Raw genomic sequence first — 16555 nt, 5'->3', positions numbered from 1 at the left:
TCAACCTCGAAGGCTTTTGTGGCCGCGGGAAACACGCCTTTCCAGCCACCGCGAGAGTAAAGACAGCGGAAAGGCAATGGCGAAATAGAACAGCCCCACCAGCAGAAAGATGTGCATCGGCAAAAAGCTTTCCGAGGCAATGGCCCGGGCTGCCAGCATCAACTCATTGGTCGCGATCAGCGCACAGAGCGAACTGTCCTTGAGGATCGACACATAGGCATTGAGCAGCGGCGGCAACAACGTGCGCACTGCCTGGGGCAATACCACCCAGCGCAGTGCCTGCCAAGGCGTCAGACCGGCCGCCAGCGCCGACTCGCGCTGCCCGCGCGGCACAGCGTCCAGGCCACCGCGCAGGATTTCGGCGATGTAGGCACTGCCCTGCAAGCCCAGCCCCAATGCCCCGGCCACCGCACCCGGCAAGGTCAGACCGACACTGGGTAAAGCGAAGTACAGGGTGAGCAGCAAGGCGAGCAAGGGCACTGCGCGCATCGCCTGGATAAACACCTGGGCGCCGCGGCGCAAGGCCGCGAACGGGCTCTTGAGCAAGCAGACCAGCAGCGTGCCCATCGCCATCGCCAGCAGGAAGGCGCTCAGGGACAACGCCAGGGTCACCGCCGCGCCTTGCAGCAGGCGCCGGCTCCAGTCTGACCAGTATTCCGGGTATTGCCGCAGAAAATCGATCATCGGCCCAGCCTCCAGTGGTGCTCCAGGCGCATAAAGCCCAGGCCGACCGGCACGATGATCATTGCATACAGGGCCAAGACCGCGAGGTAGATCAATGACGTCTGAAAGGTCGAGGTGACCAGGTTGCGCGCCAGAAACATGATCTCCGGCACGGCAATGGCCGAGGCGATGGAGGTGTCCTTGATCAACTGGGTGACGTAGTTGGCATAGGCCGGCAGAGCCTGGCGCCAGGCCTGGGGCAACAGCACGTGCCACACCACCTGCGCACGCGTCAGCCCGACCGACAGACCGGCTTCGAACTGCCCCACCGGCAGGGCCTGCAAGGCGCTGCGAAAGGTATCGGCCAGTACCGCGCTGCCCACCAGGCTCAGGCCGATGGTGGCCGCCAGCCACGGCGACAGATTGATGCCCACGTAGGACAGGCCGAAATAGATCAGAAACAAGTGCGCCAGCGCCGGTACATTGCGCATCCACTCGATAAAACAGGCAATCAGCCCGCGCCCGCTGCGCGAACCGCTGAAGGTCAGGGCAAGGGCCAGCACCCAGCCGCCCCAGGTCGCCAGCAGCAACGCGCTGGCGGCGATTTCCAGCGCGGTCAGCGCGCCTTTGAGCAACAGCGGCAATAGACTCAGCAGCGTCTCGAAGCGGTTCATCGCGCGTACTCCTCGGCCATACGCCCCAGAAAACTGCGGGTGCGCGGATGCTGCGGGTGGTCGATGACCTGAACCGAAGGCCCTTGTTCGACGATCTCGCCGCCGTCCATGAAAATCACCCGGTCGGCGACGTCGCGGGCAAAGCGGACCTCGTGGGTGACCATGATCATGCTGCGACCTTCCTGGGCCAGCTCGCGAATCACCGCCAGCACTTCCCCCACCAGTTCCGGGTCCAGGGCCGAGGTCGGCTCGTCGAACAGAATCACCTTGGGCTGCTGGGCCAGTGCCCGGGCGATGGCCACCCGCTGCTGTTGGCCGCCGGAGAGCTGCTCGGGCCACGCATCCGCCTTGTGCCCCAGGTGCACCTTGCGCAGCATGGCTTCGGCCAGTTCATACGCCTGGGCGCGCGGCGTGCCGCGCGCCTTGATCGCCCCGAGGGCGACGTTGTCCCGCACGTTCAGGTGCGGCCACAGGTGAAACAGCTGAAAGACCATGGCGATCTCCAGACGCTGAGGTGCCAGCTCGCGGTCGCTCATCAGGCGGGCATTGCCCCCATGGCGCACCTGGCCGATCAAAGCGTTGTCCAGCCAGATATCGCCACGGTTCGGCTTTTCCAGGTAATTGATGCAGCGCAGGCAGGTGGACTTGCCCGAGCCGCTGGGGCCGATCAGCGACAGGGTTTCCCCGGCGTTCAGCGCCAGGCTGATGCCCTTGAGCACGGGCAGTTCACCGTAGCTTTTGTGCAGGTCATGGACCCGCAACAAGGGCGCCATCACTGGCAACCCGGCAGCGCCCAGCCGGCCGGGCGATCCACCTCAAGCCGCGGGTCGGAGCCCTGAGGCTTGAACCAGACGTCCTGGGTCAGGCCATAGCGCGCGCCGATGTCGCGCATGGCGCAGGTCTTCCACATGGCATCGATCTGCTGATTGACTGCCGCCAGCAACTGCGGGTTGTCTTTGTTGAAACCGAACACCACCTGGCCCAGGCCGGTCAGCAGCGGAAAGTTCGGGTCATTGTCGGTGAAGGCATTGAAGCGCAGGTGCCACTGGGGGTTGCGCGACAACGCGTACTGCATCACCGGTGGGTCGCCGATCACCGCGTCGATGCGCCCGGCGATCAAGTCGCGCACGGCGGCGTCGGAAGTGTCATAGAGGGAGACTTGCAGGCCGTCGATCTTGCGCATTTCCGGGATGAAGGAGAAGCCGGTGATGGTCCCGACTTTCCTGCCTTGCAAGTCCTTGAGGGTGTGCCAGTCGGTCTTGTCGGTCTGGGTGATGCCGTTCTTGAAGTAGTGGATCGGGTCGCTGAGGTTCATGATCTTCGCCCGTTGTGGGGTCCAGCCCATGGTCCCGGCCATGACGTCGACGCGCCGGGCCTGCACCGAGGCGATGGTGCCGGACCACTCCATCAGTGCCGGCCTGACCTTGAGGCCCAGCTTGTCGGCAATCTGTTGAAGGATTTCACCGTCGTAGCCGACCATCTTGCTGTCCTGATAGCCGGTGCCCGGCATATCGCCGCTAAACGCGATGGTGAAGTCGCCCGGCTCGACGGTGCTCAATGCAAACGCCGGCATGGCGCTCAGCAGGGTCAGCATCAAGGCGCCACACAGACCGGTCAGATGGGGTTTGATGGAACGTTTCATGCTTTGCTCCTCGTTCGAATTTATCGTCAACAGCAGGTGTTTGGCAGGCCTTCATCCTAGGGCCGGGGCCGCGCCGATCAGTTGGATGCTTTGCACGAATGGTTGAAGATTTGCGACATTCGCCGGATGCCCCCGATCAACTGGTTTCGCAGCTCGATCAGGGCCAGGCCCGCCATCCGCCGCCACGCCGCGGCGCCAGTGAGTTGTCGGTGGGTATCCTGCTGTGGCCGCGTTTCCCGCTGCTGTCACTGTCCGGGCTGACCGACGCGCTGCGCCATGCTGCCGATACGGGCGATCAGAGCCGGCCCATTCGCTGCCAGTGGAACGTATTGGGCACCCCTGGCCAGCGCGTGATTTCCAGCGGCGGGCTGGACGTGCCCATCGACAGCGAACTGGCCGACCCTCAGCGGTTCGATTACGTGGTGGTGATTGGCGGGCTGCTGGACTCACTGGAGCAAGTGCCGAAAAGCTACCCGGCATTCCTGCACGACGCCGTTGCGGCCGGGGTGCCGCTGATCGGCCTGTGCACGGGCAGCTTCGTGCTGGCGCGCCACGGCCTGATGGCGGGCCGGACGGCCTGTGTGCACGCTTACCACGCCAACGACTGGAAACGGCTGTTCCCCGGCTTGCGCTTCGTCAGTCACAATGACTTTGTCATCGACGGTGACCGTACCACCTGCGCCGGGGGCGTCTCGGTGATCGAGCTGGCCATCCATCTGATCGGCCTGCATTGCGGCCCGGATCGGGCCGGCAAGGTGGTGCACCAGATGACCGTGGCCAAGAGCGGCGCCAGCAGCCTGGTCGACCGGCGCAAGGCCCTGGGCTATGCCAGCTCGTCGAACCGGCGCCTGCACGAAGCGATCATGTTGATGGAAACCCACATGGCCGAGCCACTGGAAATCGAGGCGCTGGCACGGCGCATCGGCACCAGCAAGCGCCAGCTCGAGCGCCTGTTCCTGGCCGAGGTCAGCACCAGCCCGGCGCAGTTCTACCGCCAGGTACGCCTGCGGTTCGGACGCTGGTTACTGGTCAGTTCGGACCGGCAGATCGGCGAGATCGCTTTCGAGTGCGGCTTTGCCGATGACGCTCATTTCATTCGGCTGTTCCAGCGCCAGTTCGGCATGGCGCCGGGCAAGCTGCGCAAGGCCCTGGCGTCAGGCTGAGCCTAATGGCGGGCGACTTTATACTTCACGCAGTCGTTGTAGAAGATCTCGCGCACGGCGGCGGGCCTGTAGCGCGACGGGCTGTCGTAGGTCTGCTCCGTGATGCGCATGGCCAGCATGCGCTTCCAGCTCTTGTCGAATTTCAAGGTCTGGATTTTCTGCCGCGCCGCGTACAGCGACACCCCACTCAACTTCAGCGCCTGGGCCCGCTCGGCGGTGCCGGCGCCCCAGGCGCAGGTGTAGCGGTCATTGTCTTTGAGGGCCTTGGCATCGGCCGCCAGGGCCGCGCCGGTGAACAGGAAGGGCAAAAACGCAAAAAACACCATCCGCATGGGTGCAAGCCTGAGCATCTGAAGGGGGGCGGGATTTTGTCCAAAGCGTGCAACCGGGGGGGCCATCAAATTGCCTTCTTCGTTGAAATACCGGCACGCATGCCCGCATTCGTGCATCCAGGCCCTGATCGCGCACCACCATGCAGCCAAAAAAAGAAAAACCACAAAAGCTGCAAAAGTCGCTTGTCACAGCAAAAATTTGAATGCTATCAATCTGCAATCTTATGGTTGGGAGTGTCGAAGTGAATAGCAGCCCACTGATCGAAGTGGACGCCCGGGCCCTCAAGGTCGAGATCGACCTGATCTATGCCGGCGTCGACAACCTGGCTGGCAAACAGATCTACCGCGACACCCGCTGCCTCCTGCACCGCGATGCCGAGCAGTGCCTGCGTCTGGCCAGTCGCCTGGCGCAGCAGGCCGGTTTCACCCTGCGCATCTTCGACGCCTACCGCCCGCCCTACGCCCAGGACCTGCTTTGGGAAGCGCTGCCCAACCCCGAATACGTCCGCGATCCGCGCCTGGGCTCGCACCATACCCGTGGCGTGGCGGTGGACCTGACCCTGGTAAACGCCGGCAGCGGCGAGGTCCTGGACATGGGTACCGGCTTTGATGATATGCGTGAACTGTCCCATCAGTTCTACCCGGACCTGCCGCCTGCCGTGCAACGTAACCGTCTGATGCTGCTGGGCATCATGCTGGCCGCCGGTTTCAAGCCGATTGCCAGCGAATGGTGGCACTACGAACTGCCGGAGGCCGAGGACTATCCGCTGCTGGACGACCCATCGATCCGCCCTGCCAGTAACTGACACCCCTTTCATTTTCGAATGTTCAAGGAACCGGCATGAATTTCACCGCACGCCCGCGTCATCTCGCTCGACTGTTGCTGTGCAGCGCCCTCAGCCTGGGGGCCTGGCAAGCTTCCAGCGCCGCCACCCCGGCCGACACTCTGGTGATCGGCAAGGCGGCCGACCCGCAGACGCTGGACCCGGCGGTGACCATCGACAACAACGACTGGACCGTGACGTACCCGGCCTACCAGAAGCTGGTGGCCTACAAAGTGGAAAACGGCAAGGGCAGCACCGAGGTGCAAGGTGACCTGGCCAGCAGTTGGACCACCTCGGCGGACAATCTGGTCTGGGAGTTCAAACTCAAGCCCGGCAACCACTTCGACGATGGCGCCGCCGTGGACGCCAACGCGGTGAAGTTTTCCTTCGAGCGGCTGATGGCCCTCAAGCAAGGCCCGTCTGCGGCCTTCCCCGAGGACATGAGCGTGGCCGTGGTCGACCCCATGACCGTGCGCTTCAGCCTCAAGACCCCTTACGCGCCGTTCCTCTACACCCTGGCCCACGACGGCGGCGCCATCATCAATCCGGACGTGGTCAAGAACGGCGACGTCAATGCCTGGCTTTCCACCCACACCGCCGGTTCCGGGGCGTTTCGCCTGAGCAGTTGGCAAAAGGGTCAGTCCCTGACCCTGGAGCCCAACAGTCACTATGCCGGCACCGCACCGACCCTGAAAAAGGTGGTGATCAAGATCATCGGCGAGGCCTCGGTGCGCCGCTTGCAGCTGGAGCATGGTGACCTCGACATCATCGAAGACATGCCGGAAGATCAGCTCGAAGCCCTGAGCAAGGACAAGGACATCACCGTTGGTGACTATCCGTCCCTGCGGGTCACCTACCTGTACCTGAACAACAAGAAAGCGCCCATGGACAACCCCGACGCACGCCGGGCTATTGTCGACGCGCTGGACTATGACGGCGTCATCCAGGGCATCCTCAAGGGCAAGGCCAAACCCATGAACGGCCCGATCCCCCAAGGCATGTGGGGCTACGACGCCTCCCTGGCGCCGATGAAACAGGACTTGGCCAAGGCCCGCACCGATCTGGCCAAACTGCCGACGCCGCTGACCGGCTTGAGCTTTCTGTATTCCGACAAGGACCCCAACTGGGAACCCATCGGCCTGACCCTGCAGGCCGGTCTGGCGCCGCTGGGGGTCAACCTCAAGCTGGAGAAAATGGCCAACGCCTCGATGCGCGAACGGCTGGGCAGCGGCGACTTCGACATTGCCATCGGCTCCTGGAGTCCGGACTTTGCCGACCCCTACATGTTCATGAACTACTGGTTCGACTCCAAGCTGCAAGGCCTGGCAGGCAACCGCTCGTTCTATCAGAACCCGGCCGTGGACGCATTGATCCGCGAATCGGCGGCCACTTATGACCAGGCCAAACGCACCGCGCTGTACCAGCAGGCGCAGAAGATCGTGCTGGGGGACAGTGTCTACGCCTACCTCTATCAGAAGGCCTACACCTTGCCCATGCGCAGCAACGTCAAGGGCTATGTGTTCAACCCGATGCTCGAACAGGTGTTCAACCTGGCGACGATCAGCAAGTGACCAACCGAGGCGTTGCCAGCCGGTGGACCCCATGGCCCTCCTGACCACCCTCGCCAGACGCCTGCCAGGTCTGGTGCTGGTGGTGCTGGGGGTGTCGTTCATCACGTTTGCCATCTCCCACCTGATCCCCGGCGACCCGGCGCGGTTGCTGGCCGGGGACCGGGCCAGCAACGCGCTGGTGGCGCATATGCGTCACCAACTGGGGCTGGACCTGCCGCTGTATCAGCAATACGGGCATTACCTGTGGCAACTGCTGCACGGTGATCTGGGCACCTCGATTCGCACCAGCCGGCCGGTTTTGGAAGACCTGCAAGCCTATTTCCCCGCCACGCTGGAGCTGGCCGTCTGTGCGTTGACCCTGTCGCTGCTGGTGGGGGTGCCACTGGGCATCCTTTCGGCGGTGTACCACAACCGCTGGATCGACCAACTGGCGCGAACCCTGGCGGTGACCGGCATCTCGACGCCGGCGTTCTGGCTGGGCCTGGGGCTGATCGTCTATTTCTACGGCCATCTGGGCTGGCTGCCCGGCGGTGGCCGACTGGACGACGGGCTGGAGCCACCCCGAACCGTCACCGGTTTCTATCTGATCGACGCGTTGCTGGCGGGCGAATCGGAGCAGCTCGCCAGTGCCGGGCAGCACCTGATTCTGCCGGCCATCACCCTGGGCTTCGTCAACCTGGGGGTGATCGCCCGGCAGATCCGCGCGGCCATGCTCGAGCAACTGGGTGAAGACTACATCCGCACCGCCAGAGCCTACGGGCTGTCGCGCTGGACGGTGATTCTGCGCCACGCGCTGCCCAACGCGCTGATTCCCTCCGTGACCGTGCTGGGCCTGGCGCTGGGGGACCTGCTGTATGGCGCGGTGCTGACCGAGACAGTGTTTGCCTGGCCGGGCATGGGTGCCTATGTGGTGAAGTCGATCCAGTCTTTGGACTTCCCGGCGGTGATGGGGTTTGCGGTGCTGGTGTCGTTCGTCTATGTGCTGCTCAACCTGCTGATCGACCTGGTGTACCGGGTGATTGATCCGCGCATTGCCGAGGTCCGCTGACATGTCGTCCTTGACCACCACGCCCCTTCCCCGCTTTCAGCGCCTGGGCTGGCTGAGCCACCGTGTCCGGCGCAGCCCGCTGACCCTGGCCGGGCTGGCCATCACCCTGCTGGTGCTGCTGTGCATGGTCTTTGCGCCGCTGCTGGCGACCCACAACCCCAATGCGCTGGACCTCGCCCACCGCCTGGCCGAGCCCTGCGCCAGCCACTGGTTCGGCACCGATGAAGTGGGCCGTGATCTGTTCAGCCGAGTGCTGTACGGCAGCCGGCAGTCGGTGGGAGTCGGCCTGTTCGTGGCCTTCGCGGCCGGGATCATCGGCGGCCTGCTGGGCTGCCTCTCCGGTGTGGCAGGCGGCCGTCTGGACAGCCTGATCATGCGCCTTATGGACATCATGCTGTCGGTGCCCTCACTGGTGTTGATCATGGCTCTGGGGGCGGCGCTGGGTCCCAGCCTGTTCAACGCCATGCTGGCCATCACCCTGGTGCGCATCCCGGCCTACGTGCGCCTGGCCCGTGGCCAGGCTTTGAGCATTCGCCAGATGGGTTATGTTCAGGCGGCGCTGACCTTCGGCGCCGGGCGCTGGCATCTGGTGAGCTGGCATGTGCTGCGCAACGCCCTGCCGCCGTTGCTGGTGCAATTGAGCCTGGACATCGGCGGCGCCATCCTCATGGCCTCGGCGCTGGGTTTCATTGGCCTTGGAGCCCAGCAGCCCACCGCCGAATGGGGCGCGATGGTCGCCACCGGGCGCAATTACATCCTCGATCAGTGGTGGTACTCGACCTGTCCCGGGGTGGCGATCCTGATCACTGCCACCGGTTTCAATCTATTGGGGGACGGCATCCGCGACCTGCTCGACCCCAGGCAGCAGGGGCGATGAACATGCCGCCAGCGGTGTTGGTGATCGACAATCTGAGCCTCGAATTTCCGGCCTGGCGTTCGACAGCCAAGGTGCTCAATGGTGTCAGCCTGAGGCTGCACCCCGGCGAGATTGTCGGGGTGATTGGCGAGTCCGGCTCGGGCAAATCGGTCACGGCGCTGCTCAGCCTGCGCCTGCTGGCCGAGCACAGTTACCGGGTCACCGCGGGGCAGTTGCGGGTGCTGGGCCGGGACATGCTGGCGGCCAGCGAAGCCCAATTGCTGAAAGTGCGCGGGCGCGACATCGCGATGATCTTTCAGGAGCCCATGACCGCCCTCAACCCGACCCGGCGCATCGGCCGGCAGATGCTTGATGTCATCCGCCATCACCAGCCCTTGAGCAAGGCACAGGCCACCGAGCGAGCCGTGAGCCTGCTGCGCGACATGCACATTGCCGATCCCGAGGCCGTCATGGCCAGCTACCCGTTCGAGTTGTCAGGCGGCATGCGCCAGCGGGTGATGATCGCGTTGGCGTTTTCCTGCGACCCGCCGCTGTTGATTGCCGACGAGCCCACCACCGCCCTGGACGTCACGGTGCAGCGGCAAGTGTTGCTGTTGTTGCGCGAGAAAGCCCGGGCGCGCAACACCGCCGTGCTGCTGATTACCCACGACATGGCGCTGGTCTCGCAGTTCTGCGACCGGGTTTATGTGATGTACACCGGTGCCGTGGTGGAGCACGGTCCTGTGCATGCGGTCATGGCTCAGCCGCAGCATCCCTATACCCAGGGCCTGCTGGCCGCTCTCCCTGGGCAGGCCAGGCCCGGCGCGGAGTTGCACAGTATCCGTGGCCAAGTGCCGGACCTCGCCGAGCTGCCGAGCGGCTGCACCTTTCGCGAACGCTGTGATAAAGCCATGCCGGCCTGCGCTCAGCGGCCGCTGTTGCGCGGCCACGGTGACCATCAACGCGCCTGCTGGCTGGAGGTCGGCCCATGAACGACAGCCACCCGCGGGCTATTCTCCGGCTCAAGGGCGTGCGCATGCACTTTGCCCTGGGCCATGACTGGCGCGGCCGTCCCAAGTCGCTGGCCCATGCGCTCAACGGCGTCGATCTGGACGTCGGCGCCGGCGAGACTCTGGGGGTGGTGGGCGAATCCGGGTGCGGCAAGAGCACCCTGGCGCAATTGTTGATGGGGCTGCTCACGCCCACCGCCGGTACTGTGGAGTGGGTGTACAACTCGGCCAGCGAGCGGCGCAGCAATGTGCAGATCGTCTTTCAGGACCCGCAGTCGTCGCTGGACCCGCGCCTGCCGGTGTGGAAACTCATCACCGAACCGCTCTTCGTGCAGCGCTCGGTGCCCCGCCGCGAGCTGTTCGAGATCGCCGCCAGAGTCGCGGCTCAGGTGGGCATCCGCCCCGAAGCCCTGGGCCGCTTTGCCCACCAGTTCTCCGGGGGGCAACGCCAACGCATCGCCATCGCCCGGGCGCTGGCCAGTCATCCGGACATCATGGTGCTGGACGAACCCACCTCGGCGCTGGACATCTCGGTGCAGGCGCAAATCCTCAACCTGCTGCGCGACCTGCAGCGACAGCACGGTCTGACCTACCTGCTGATTTCCCACAATGTCGCGGTGGTGCGGCACATGGCCGACCGGGTGGCGGTGATGTACCTGGGGCAGATTGTCGAACTGGGGACGACCGAGCAGGTGCTCGAACGGCCTCGGCATCCTTATACCCGGCTGCTGCTGGACGCGGTGCCGCGCCTGGGCGTGCGGCCGGATGCCGACGAGTCGGCAGCGCCCACCGAGCTGCCGGGCAATCGGCAGTTGCCGCCGGGGTGCTTCTTCCGTGACCGCTGCCCGCAGGCTGCGCAGGGGTGTGAAAGGCCTCAGGCATTGCTGCCAGGAGCAGCGCAGTGGGTCCGCTGTCACCGGGCGAGCACCGGCACAGGCCCCTGACGTATCGAAAAATTTACCGTCCCTTTACCCGCCACTACAGCATCCTGTCGCCACTTTGCGCATAATCGCCGCACTGCCGCCGCGCGGCCCCCTTTCTGTCCTCTGGTTAGAGTTGCCATGTCCGTCAAGCCTGATCGCCGTACCCGCCTGTTGCGCCCTTTGCTAGTGGCCGTTGCCCTTGGCGCCCTCGCCGCCTGCTCCAGCAGCCCGGAAAAAGAGGCACCCACCTTTGTCTCGGTGCAGGAATACCTCAAGAACGCCTATCAGCCGGCGCAGCACTACAAGTACAACGGCTGGAACAGCCACTGGGCCTGGGACAAGCATCAGCTGGACGTCAACCTGATCGTGCCCGAGGGCCAACACACTGTGCCCCTGATCATCTACCTGCCGGGCCTGGGTGAAGACCCGTCGGCCGGTGACCTGTGGCGCCAGACCTGGGTGGATGCCGGCTACGCGGTGCTGTCTTTGCAGGCGCCGCGTTTCCAGCATTCGCTGTACCAGTCCGACGACGCCCAGGCCGGGGCCTTCCGTACCATCGCCCAGCGCGCCTTTTCCGAAGCCTCGCTGCGGACACGGGTCGATGAAGTCAACCAGGTGGTAGGCGAAATCAAACGCCGCGGCGCCGCTGGCGAAGCCGGCTACAGTGCCCTGGACAGCCAGCGGATAATCCTCGCCGGCTTCGATCTCGGCGCGCAGACCGCCGCCGCAGTGTCGGGCGAGCGTGACTACGGCCAGCCGCGCGCCGTGGCATGGAAACCGCTGGCTACCATTCTACTGAGCCCCTATGTGGAAGGCGGTGCCGACCCGGCCCGCTTCGGCCAGATCGACACCCCGGTGCTGACCGTAACCGGCCCGCTGGATGAAGACCCGTTCAGCTGGGTAGATACCGCTCGCCAGCGCGAAGACCTGTACAACAACCTGGGTGCGCTGGGCGGCTATCAGCTCAAGTTGCAGGACGCGACCCATCAGGGCCTGTCAGGCACCCTGGCCCTCAACGCGCACAAAAAGGATGACAGCGGTGGTGCGCCGTCAGTCAGCGGTGCCGGCGGACCGGACGGCGGCGATGACCATGAGCACAAACGCACCGGCGGCCATGAACCGGGCGCCAACCCCTTCGACAAGAACTTCGACGTGCGTCAGGCGGCCAGTGTGGCGGCGGTGACCACGGCGTATCTGGATGCCACAGTCAAGCAATCGGCCGCTGCCCGCCAGTGGCTGGACCAGCGCGCACCGCAGTGGCTGGACAAAGTCGGCACCCTGCAGCACAAGGGCACCGCCGCGCCTTGACCGCCCCCCTCAACCACTGACCTTGAACCGCCCCACCAGGCTGTCCATCTGCTGCGCCAGGCGGCTCAGTTCCGCGCTCGCCTCGCGGGTCTGGGTCGCACCGACACCGGACTGATCGGACAGGCTGCGGATGTTCACCAGGTTGCGATCCACTTCCCGGGCGACCTGGGCCTGCTCTTCGGCCGCGCTGGCGATCACCAGGTTGCGCTCGTTGATCTCGTTGATCTGGGTAAAGATGCTTTCCAGCATCTGCCCACTGACCTGCGTCGCCTCCAGGGTACTGCGAGCGCGCTGGTTGTTCAGCTCGATGGAGCCGACTGCCGCACCGGTGCTGCTCTGGATGTTGGCGACCATTTGTTCGATTTCATGGGTCGATTGCTGGGTGCGCTGGGCCAGGGTGCGGACTTCATCGGCCACTACGGCAAAACCACGCCCGGCTTCACCGGCCCGGGCTGCCTCGATGGCGGCGTTCAGGGCCAGCAGGTTGGTCTGCTCGGACACTGAACGAATCACGTCCAGCACCTTGCCGATGTCATTGGCCTGGCTGGCCAGACGCTGAATCACTTCGCCGGTGTTCTGCACGTCGCCGCTCATCAAGCCGATTTCGTCGAGCACCTTGCGCACCTGATCACGGCTGGTCTGGGCCAGTCGATTGGAAGCGCCCGCGGCCTCGGAGGTCGACACCGCATTGCGCGCCACCTCTTCGACGGCGGCGGTCATCTCGGTGACGGCCGTCACTGCCTGGTCCAGTTCGTTGTTCTGCTGATAGAGGCCTTCGGTGGTGTGCTGGGTCACGGTGTCCAGTTCCTTGGCCGAGCTGGTCAGCAACTGCGCGGTCTGGCCCAGGTGCTGCACGGTGTCACGCTGCGCGGCCTGCATGTCCGCCAGCGAGCGGAACAGCTGACCGATCTCGTTGCGGCTGCGCACGTCGATAGGCTGACTGAGGTCGCCGTTGGCCATGATGCCAAAATGTCGGCCGGCTTCGCGCAGTGGCGCCAGAACGCCGCGAGCGATGAAGCTCCAGCAGGCCACAGCCAGCACCAGGGTCAGCACGATCAGCGCGATGGCCGTGTACTGCGCCACTTGCAGACGGCTTTGCGAAGCGTCCATGGTGGCCTTGGCCGACTGCACGATCTGCGCAGTGAAAGCGTCGCGGGCCTTGGCGTAGGCGGCGCTGTTGGTCTTGGCCTCGGCGTCGATCGCCACGTAACCGGCCAGGGAATCGTTGGTCGCGTTGATTTGCCGTGCCACCACTTCGCGGTAGGCATTGAACGCACCCTGTACGTCACGGGCGCTGGCCAGCAGTTGCGGGTCCGTGACGGTGGGGAGGATCTCGTCGATCAGCTTTTGGCCGTTGGCCAGGCGTTCGCGTGCCGCCACGGCCATCTGCACGGACACGTCGGGGTTGCCTGACAGGCGACTGAGCATGGCGCTGTGGGCCGAAGCGCTGGCACGGGTAGTCCAGATGGCGGCGTTGTTGAGCTTGTCCAGCTGCACGGCGGTGAGCAGGTTGAGCGACTTGATCTGGGCGTCACTTTCGCGGGCGCCATACCAGCCCGTGAAGCTGGCGACCAGCAGGCCGAAGACGAACGCAATGAGCACACCGAGCATGCCGGTTCGCACTTTCAAATGGGTAAACATGACAGTACCTCTAAGCGGGGGCCGGGCCATTTTTGTAATGGAGGTTGCGAGTACAGGAAGCTGTCATGTTAACGGCGCAAACCGGGCGATCTTTACCCCAGGCTGACCTTCGGCGCGGGGGCCAGATACCAGGTCAAACCCGCGCAGGACGCCAGCAACACACTGGTGACCATGAACACCAGGCCCATGCCGAAATGCCCCCCGATGAAGCCGCCGGTCAAGGGCCCCAGCACCTGGCCGACGTACTGGCTGGAGGTGGAATAGCCCAGCATCCGTCCGGCTGCACGCTCGGGTACGGCGTGGCGAATGATGCTGGCGATGCACGGCAGCAACCCCCCGGTGGCCAGGCCCATGGCGAAACGCAACAGCACCAGTTGCCAGACGTTGGTGACCATGGCCTGGGGAATCAGCAGCAGTGCCGCCACCATCAGGCAGGCGGTCAGCACCCGCCAATGCCCGATCCGATCGGCCAGCCGGCCCAGACGCGAGGCGGCGAGAATGCTGCCCAATGCCGCCGCCGACATCACCACCCCGGCCATCAAGGTCAGGTGGTCGGTGTGCAATTGAATCAGGTAGACGGTGATGATCGGCTCGATGGACAACAGCGAGAACATCAACAGGCAGGCCACCAGAAACAGGGTTCCTACGGTCTTGCGTTGCGGCAACGCGGCGAAGCTGACGGGCGCATTGGCTTTGTCGGTGGCCTTGCCCCGCGACGGTCGTGGCGCTTCCTTGAGCATGAAGGTGGTGGCGAGAAAGGTCAGGAAGATCATCCCGCCGGCGAGGAAGAAGGTGTTGCGAATGCCCACCAGCGGCGGCAGCAGGCCACCGATCAAGGGGCCGGCCAGATTGCCCGCCATGATCCCCGAGGCGAGCATGCCCAAGGCCCAGCCCGAGCGATCCTTGGGCGTCTGAGTGGCGACGAGGATGGTGGCACCCGAGGCGTAGCCACCGAGCAGACCGGCCAGCAAGCGCAACAGCACCAGTTGCCAGACAGTGTGCGCCAACCCGATCAGGGACATGGCGATGGCCATGCCGAGGCTTGCACGGATCAGCATCAGCTTGCGCCCGTAGCGGTCACCCAGGCGCCCCCACAAAGGTGCGGTGAGTGCGGCCGAGAGAAAGGTCGCGCCGAACGCCACCCCGGACCATTGCGCCACTGCCGCCGGATCACCGGCGCCCAGCGCCTGCACGTAGAGCGGCAGGAACGGCAACAGCAGGGTCATGGCGATGAGGGTGGTGAAGGCACCGAACACGCACACCCACAGGTTGCGTTGCCAGTGCGGGTCGTGGGCTGAAATCGGGTCTGACATGATCGGTTCCTTTTGAAGACCCGGCAAGGTTAGCCAGCACTCCAGAATAAATAAAATTCATACTTTTTATGCAGTCCATTCTTACAAGGAATACGCTGAACGCGCACGCCCCGTTAGACTCCAACGTCGTCAATGACAAGGACAATAATGCCCATGACCGATTCAGCGCAGCGCCCGGGCGACCCCGCCTGGCTCAAGGCCCAGGCCTTGCCCCTTCTGCAGTTTTCCCGTCAGGCGCGCCTGCCCACTGGCTTCGGCGCCCTCGACCGGTTCGGCCGCCTGCCGGCCGATGCCCGCGCCGAGACCATGCAGACCGCGCGCATGGTCCACAGCTATGCCATCGCCCACCTGCAAGGCGTGCCCTTCGCCGCCGACCTGGTGGACCATGGCCTGCGCGCCCTTGCCGGCCCCATGCGCGACGCCGTGCATGGCGGCTGGTTCGCCCTGGCCGACGCCGCCGACGGCGACACGCGCAAACCGGCCTATCTGCATGCCTTCGTGGCCCTCGCCGCCAGCTCCGCGGTGGTGGCGGCACGGCCTGGCGCACAGGCGCTGCTCGATGAGGCAGTGGCGGTGCTCGAACAGCACTTCTGGAGCGAAAGCGAAGGCGCCCTGCTGGAATCGTACAACCGGGACTGGAGCGAGCTGGAGGCCTATCGCGGCGGCAACAGCAACATGCACGCCACCGAGGCGTTCCTCGCCCTGGCCGATGTCCTCGATGACACGCGCTGGCTGGACCGTGCCTTGCGCATCAGCGAGCGTGTCATCCATCAGCACGCACCGGCGGCCAACTACTTGCCGGTCGAGCACTTCGATGCCCGGTGGCAGCCCATGCCCGAATACAACACGGATAACCGCGCCGACGGTTTCCGGCCCTACGGGCAGACGCCTGGCCACGGCTTTGAATGGGCACGGTTGCTGCTGCACCTGGAAGCCGCCCGGCAACAGGCCGGTTTGACCGCCCCGGCCTGGCTGCTGGAGGACGCTGCCGGGCTGTTTGCCGCCTCCGTGCGCCTGGGCTGGGCGGCGGACGCGGCCGACGGGATCGTCTACACGATTGATTGGGACGGTCAACCGGTAGTGCGCGAGCGCCTGCACTGGACATTGGCCGAAGCCAGCGCCGGGGCGGCTGCGTTGTATCGTCGCACCGGCGAGGCGCAATACGATCATTGGTACCGCACATTCTGGGACTACATCGACCGCAACCTGATCGACCGCGAACACGGCAGCTGGCACCACGAGCTGGACCCGGCCAACCAGCCGGCCGAACGCATCTGGGCCGGCAAGCCGGACTTGTATCATGCGTATCAGGCGACATTGTTGCCGCGCCTGCCGCTGGCGCCGAGCCTGGCCAGTGCAGTGGCTGAGAGGCGTAGCTGAGTCCAAGTACGACCTGTAGGGCCGAGTTTACGCGGGAAAGGTGTGATGGCGCGCCGACGGAAAACCTCGTCGCGGCATCCCGAGCAAGCTCGGCCCTACAGGGTGTATTACCTGGGCCCGACGGTTCACAATGCGCTCGCACACGAAATTTCACTAGATTGCAGATATAACCAAAGCGTACCCTCCAGAAACTAATTAATCTTTCAA

16 protein-coding genes are annotated in these 16555 nt (G+C 64.7%); 9 read left to right on the top strand and 7 right to left on the bottom strand.

Features of this window, described 5'->3' with window-relative positions:
- From HB675_RS20785 to HB675_RS20770, 4 genes are read right to left on the bottom strand one after another with little or no spacing between them, the layout of a single operon-like run.
- Nucleotides 1-684, bottom strand: coding sequence for an amino acid ABC transporter permease (locus HB675_RS20785; RefSeq protein ID WP_213880998.1), 684 nt, complete (start codon nucleotides 682-684; stop codon nucleotides 1-3).
- Nucleotides 681-1337 carry an amino acid ABC transporter permease gene (locus HB675_RS20780; protein ID WP_213880996.1) on the bottom strand — a complete coding sequence of 219 codons (657 nt, stop codon included), beginning with the start codon at nucleotides 1335-1337 and terminating at the stop codon, nucleotides 681-683. The genes HB675_RS20785 and HB675_RS20780 overlap by 4 nt, the downstream gene beginning before the upstream one ends.
- Nucleotides 1334-2110 (bottom strand): amino acid ABC transporter ATP-binding protein, encoded by a 777-nt coding sequence (locus HB675_RS20775; RefSeq protein WP_256737629.1) that lies wholly within the window; start codon nucleotides 2108-2110, stop codon nucleotides 1334-1336. The genes HB675_RS20780 and HB675_RS20775 overlap by 4 nt, the downstream gene beginning before the upstream one ends.
- Nucleotides 2110-2979 (bottom strand): ABC transporter substrate-binding protein, encoded by an 870-nt coding sequence (locus HB675_RS20770; protein WP_213880993.1) that lies wholly within the window; start codon nucleotides 2977-2979, stop codon nucleotides 2110-2112. The genes HB675_RS20775 and HB675_RS20770 overlap by 1 nt, the downstream gene beginning before the upstream one ends.
- A gap of 98 nt (nucleotides 2980-3077) precedes the next feature.
- On the opposite strand from HB675_RS20770, the gene HB675_RS20765 reads away from it, so the two are divergent.
- Complete coding sequence (locus tag HB675_RS20765) at nucleotides 3078-4142, top strand: GlxA family transcriptional regulator (protein WP_213880992.1); 1065 nt, start codon at nucleotides 3078-3080, stop codon at nucleotides 4140-4142.
- Between the two features lie 2 nt (nucleotides 4143-4144).
- Here HB675_RS20765 and HB675_RS20760 read toward each other — a convergent pair whose 3' ends face one another.
- A complete protein-coding gene (locus tag HB675_RS20760) occupies nucleotides 4145-4468 on the bottom strand; it encodes a hypothetical protein (protein WP_256737633.1) in 324 nt (107 codons plus the stop codon).
- A gap of 248 nt (nucleotides 4469-4716) precedes the next feature.
- Between HB675_RS20760 and ddpX the strand changes: the two genes are divergently transcribed.
- From ddpX to HB675_RS20725, 7 genes are all read left to right on the top strand, one after another.
- The gene (gene ddpX, locus HB675_RS20755) at nucleotides 4717-5280 is read left to right on the top strand and encodes a D-alanyl-D-alanine dipeptidase (RefSeq protein ID WP_213880988.1); all 564 of its coding nucleotides are present in this window, start codon (nucleotides 4717-4719) and stop codon (nucleotides 5278-5280) included.
- A 35-nt stretch (nucleotides 5281-5315) separates the two neighbouring features.
- Nucleotides 5316-6869 carry an ABC transporter substrate-binding protein gene (locus HB675_RS20750; protein ID WP_213880986.1) on the top strand — a complete coding sequence of 518 codons (1554 nt, stop codon included), beginning with the start codon at nucleotides 5316-5318 and terminating at the stop codon, nucleotides 6867-6869.
- Between the two features lie 31 nt (nucleotides 6870-6900).
- On the top strand, nucleotides 6901-7917 hold the full coding sequence (locus tag HB675_RS20745; RefSeq protein ID WP_213880985.1) for an ABC transporter permease: 1017 nt from the start codon (nucleotides 6901-6903) through the stop codon (nucleotides 7915-7917).
- 1 nt (nucleotide 7918) lies between these two features.
- Nucleotides 7919-8794: a D,D-dipeptide ABC transporter permease gene (gene ddpC / locus HB675_RS20740; RefSeq protein ID WP_213880982.1), complete on the top strand. Its 876-nt coding sequence runs from the start codon at nucleotides 7919-7921 to the stop codon at nucleotides 8792-8794.
- Nucleotides 8791-9765 (top strand): ABC transporter ATP-binding protein, encoded by a 975-nt coding sequence (locus HB675_RS20735; RefSeq protein WP_213880980.1) that lies wholly within the window; start codon nucleotides 8791-8793, stop codon nucleotides 9763-9765. Before ddpC ends, HB675_RS20735 begins: the two co-directional genes overlap by 4 nt.
- Complete coding sequence (locus HB675_RS20730) at nucleotides 9762-10727, top strand: ABC transporter ATP-binding protein (protein ID WP_213880978.1); 966 nt, start codon at nucleotides 9762-9764, stop codon at nucleotides 10725-10727. The genes HB675_RS20735 and HB675_RS20730 overlap by 4 nt, the downstream gene beginning before the upstream one ends.
- 117 nt (nucleotides 10728-10844) lie before the next feature.
- Nucleotides 10845-12014, top strand: coding sequence for an alpha/beta hydrolase (locus HB675_RS20725; protein WP_213880976.1), 1170 nt, complete (start codon nucleotides 10845-10847; stop codon nucleotides 12012-12014).
- Between the two features lie 9 nt (nucleotides 12015-12023).
- Here HB675_RS20725 and HB675_RS20720 read toward each other — a convergent pair whose 3' ends face one another.
- On the bottom strand, nucleotides 12024-13655 hold the full coding sequence (locus HB675_RS20720) for a methyl-accepting chemotaxis protein (protein WP_213880974.1): 1632 nt from the start codon (nucleotides 13653-13655) through the stop codon (nucleotides 12024-12026).
- Nucleotides 13656-13747: 92 nt separating this feature from the next.
- On the bottom strand, nucleotides 13748-14968 hold the full coding sequence (locus HB675_RS20715) for an MFS transporter (RefSeq protein WP_213880972.1): 1221 nt from the start codon (nucleotides 14966-14968) through the stop codon (nucleotides 13748-13750).
- Between the two features lie 153 nt (nucleotides 14969-15121).
- On the opposite strand from HB675_RS20715, the gene HB675_RS20710 reads away from it, so the two are divergent.
- Nucleotides 15122-16348 carry an AGE family epimerase/isomerase gene (locus HB675_RS20710; protein ID WP_256737628.1) on the top strand — a complete coding sequence of 409 codons (1227 nt, stop codon included), beginning with the start codon at nucleotides 15122-15124 and terminating at the stop codon, nucleotides 16346-16348.
- The last annotated feature ends 207 nt before the right edge of the window (nucleotides 16349-16555 follow it).

The sequence above is a fragment of the Pseudomonas sp. dw_358 genome (genome assembly GCF_018449655.1).
Taxonomy (GTDB): domain Bacteria; phylum Pseudomonadota; class Gammaproteobacteria; order Pseudomonadales; family Pseudomonadaceae; genus Aquipseudomonas.
Note: the sequence above shows the minus strand (reverse complement) of the source record. Positions and strands in the feature narration are given on the sequence as shown.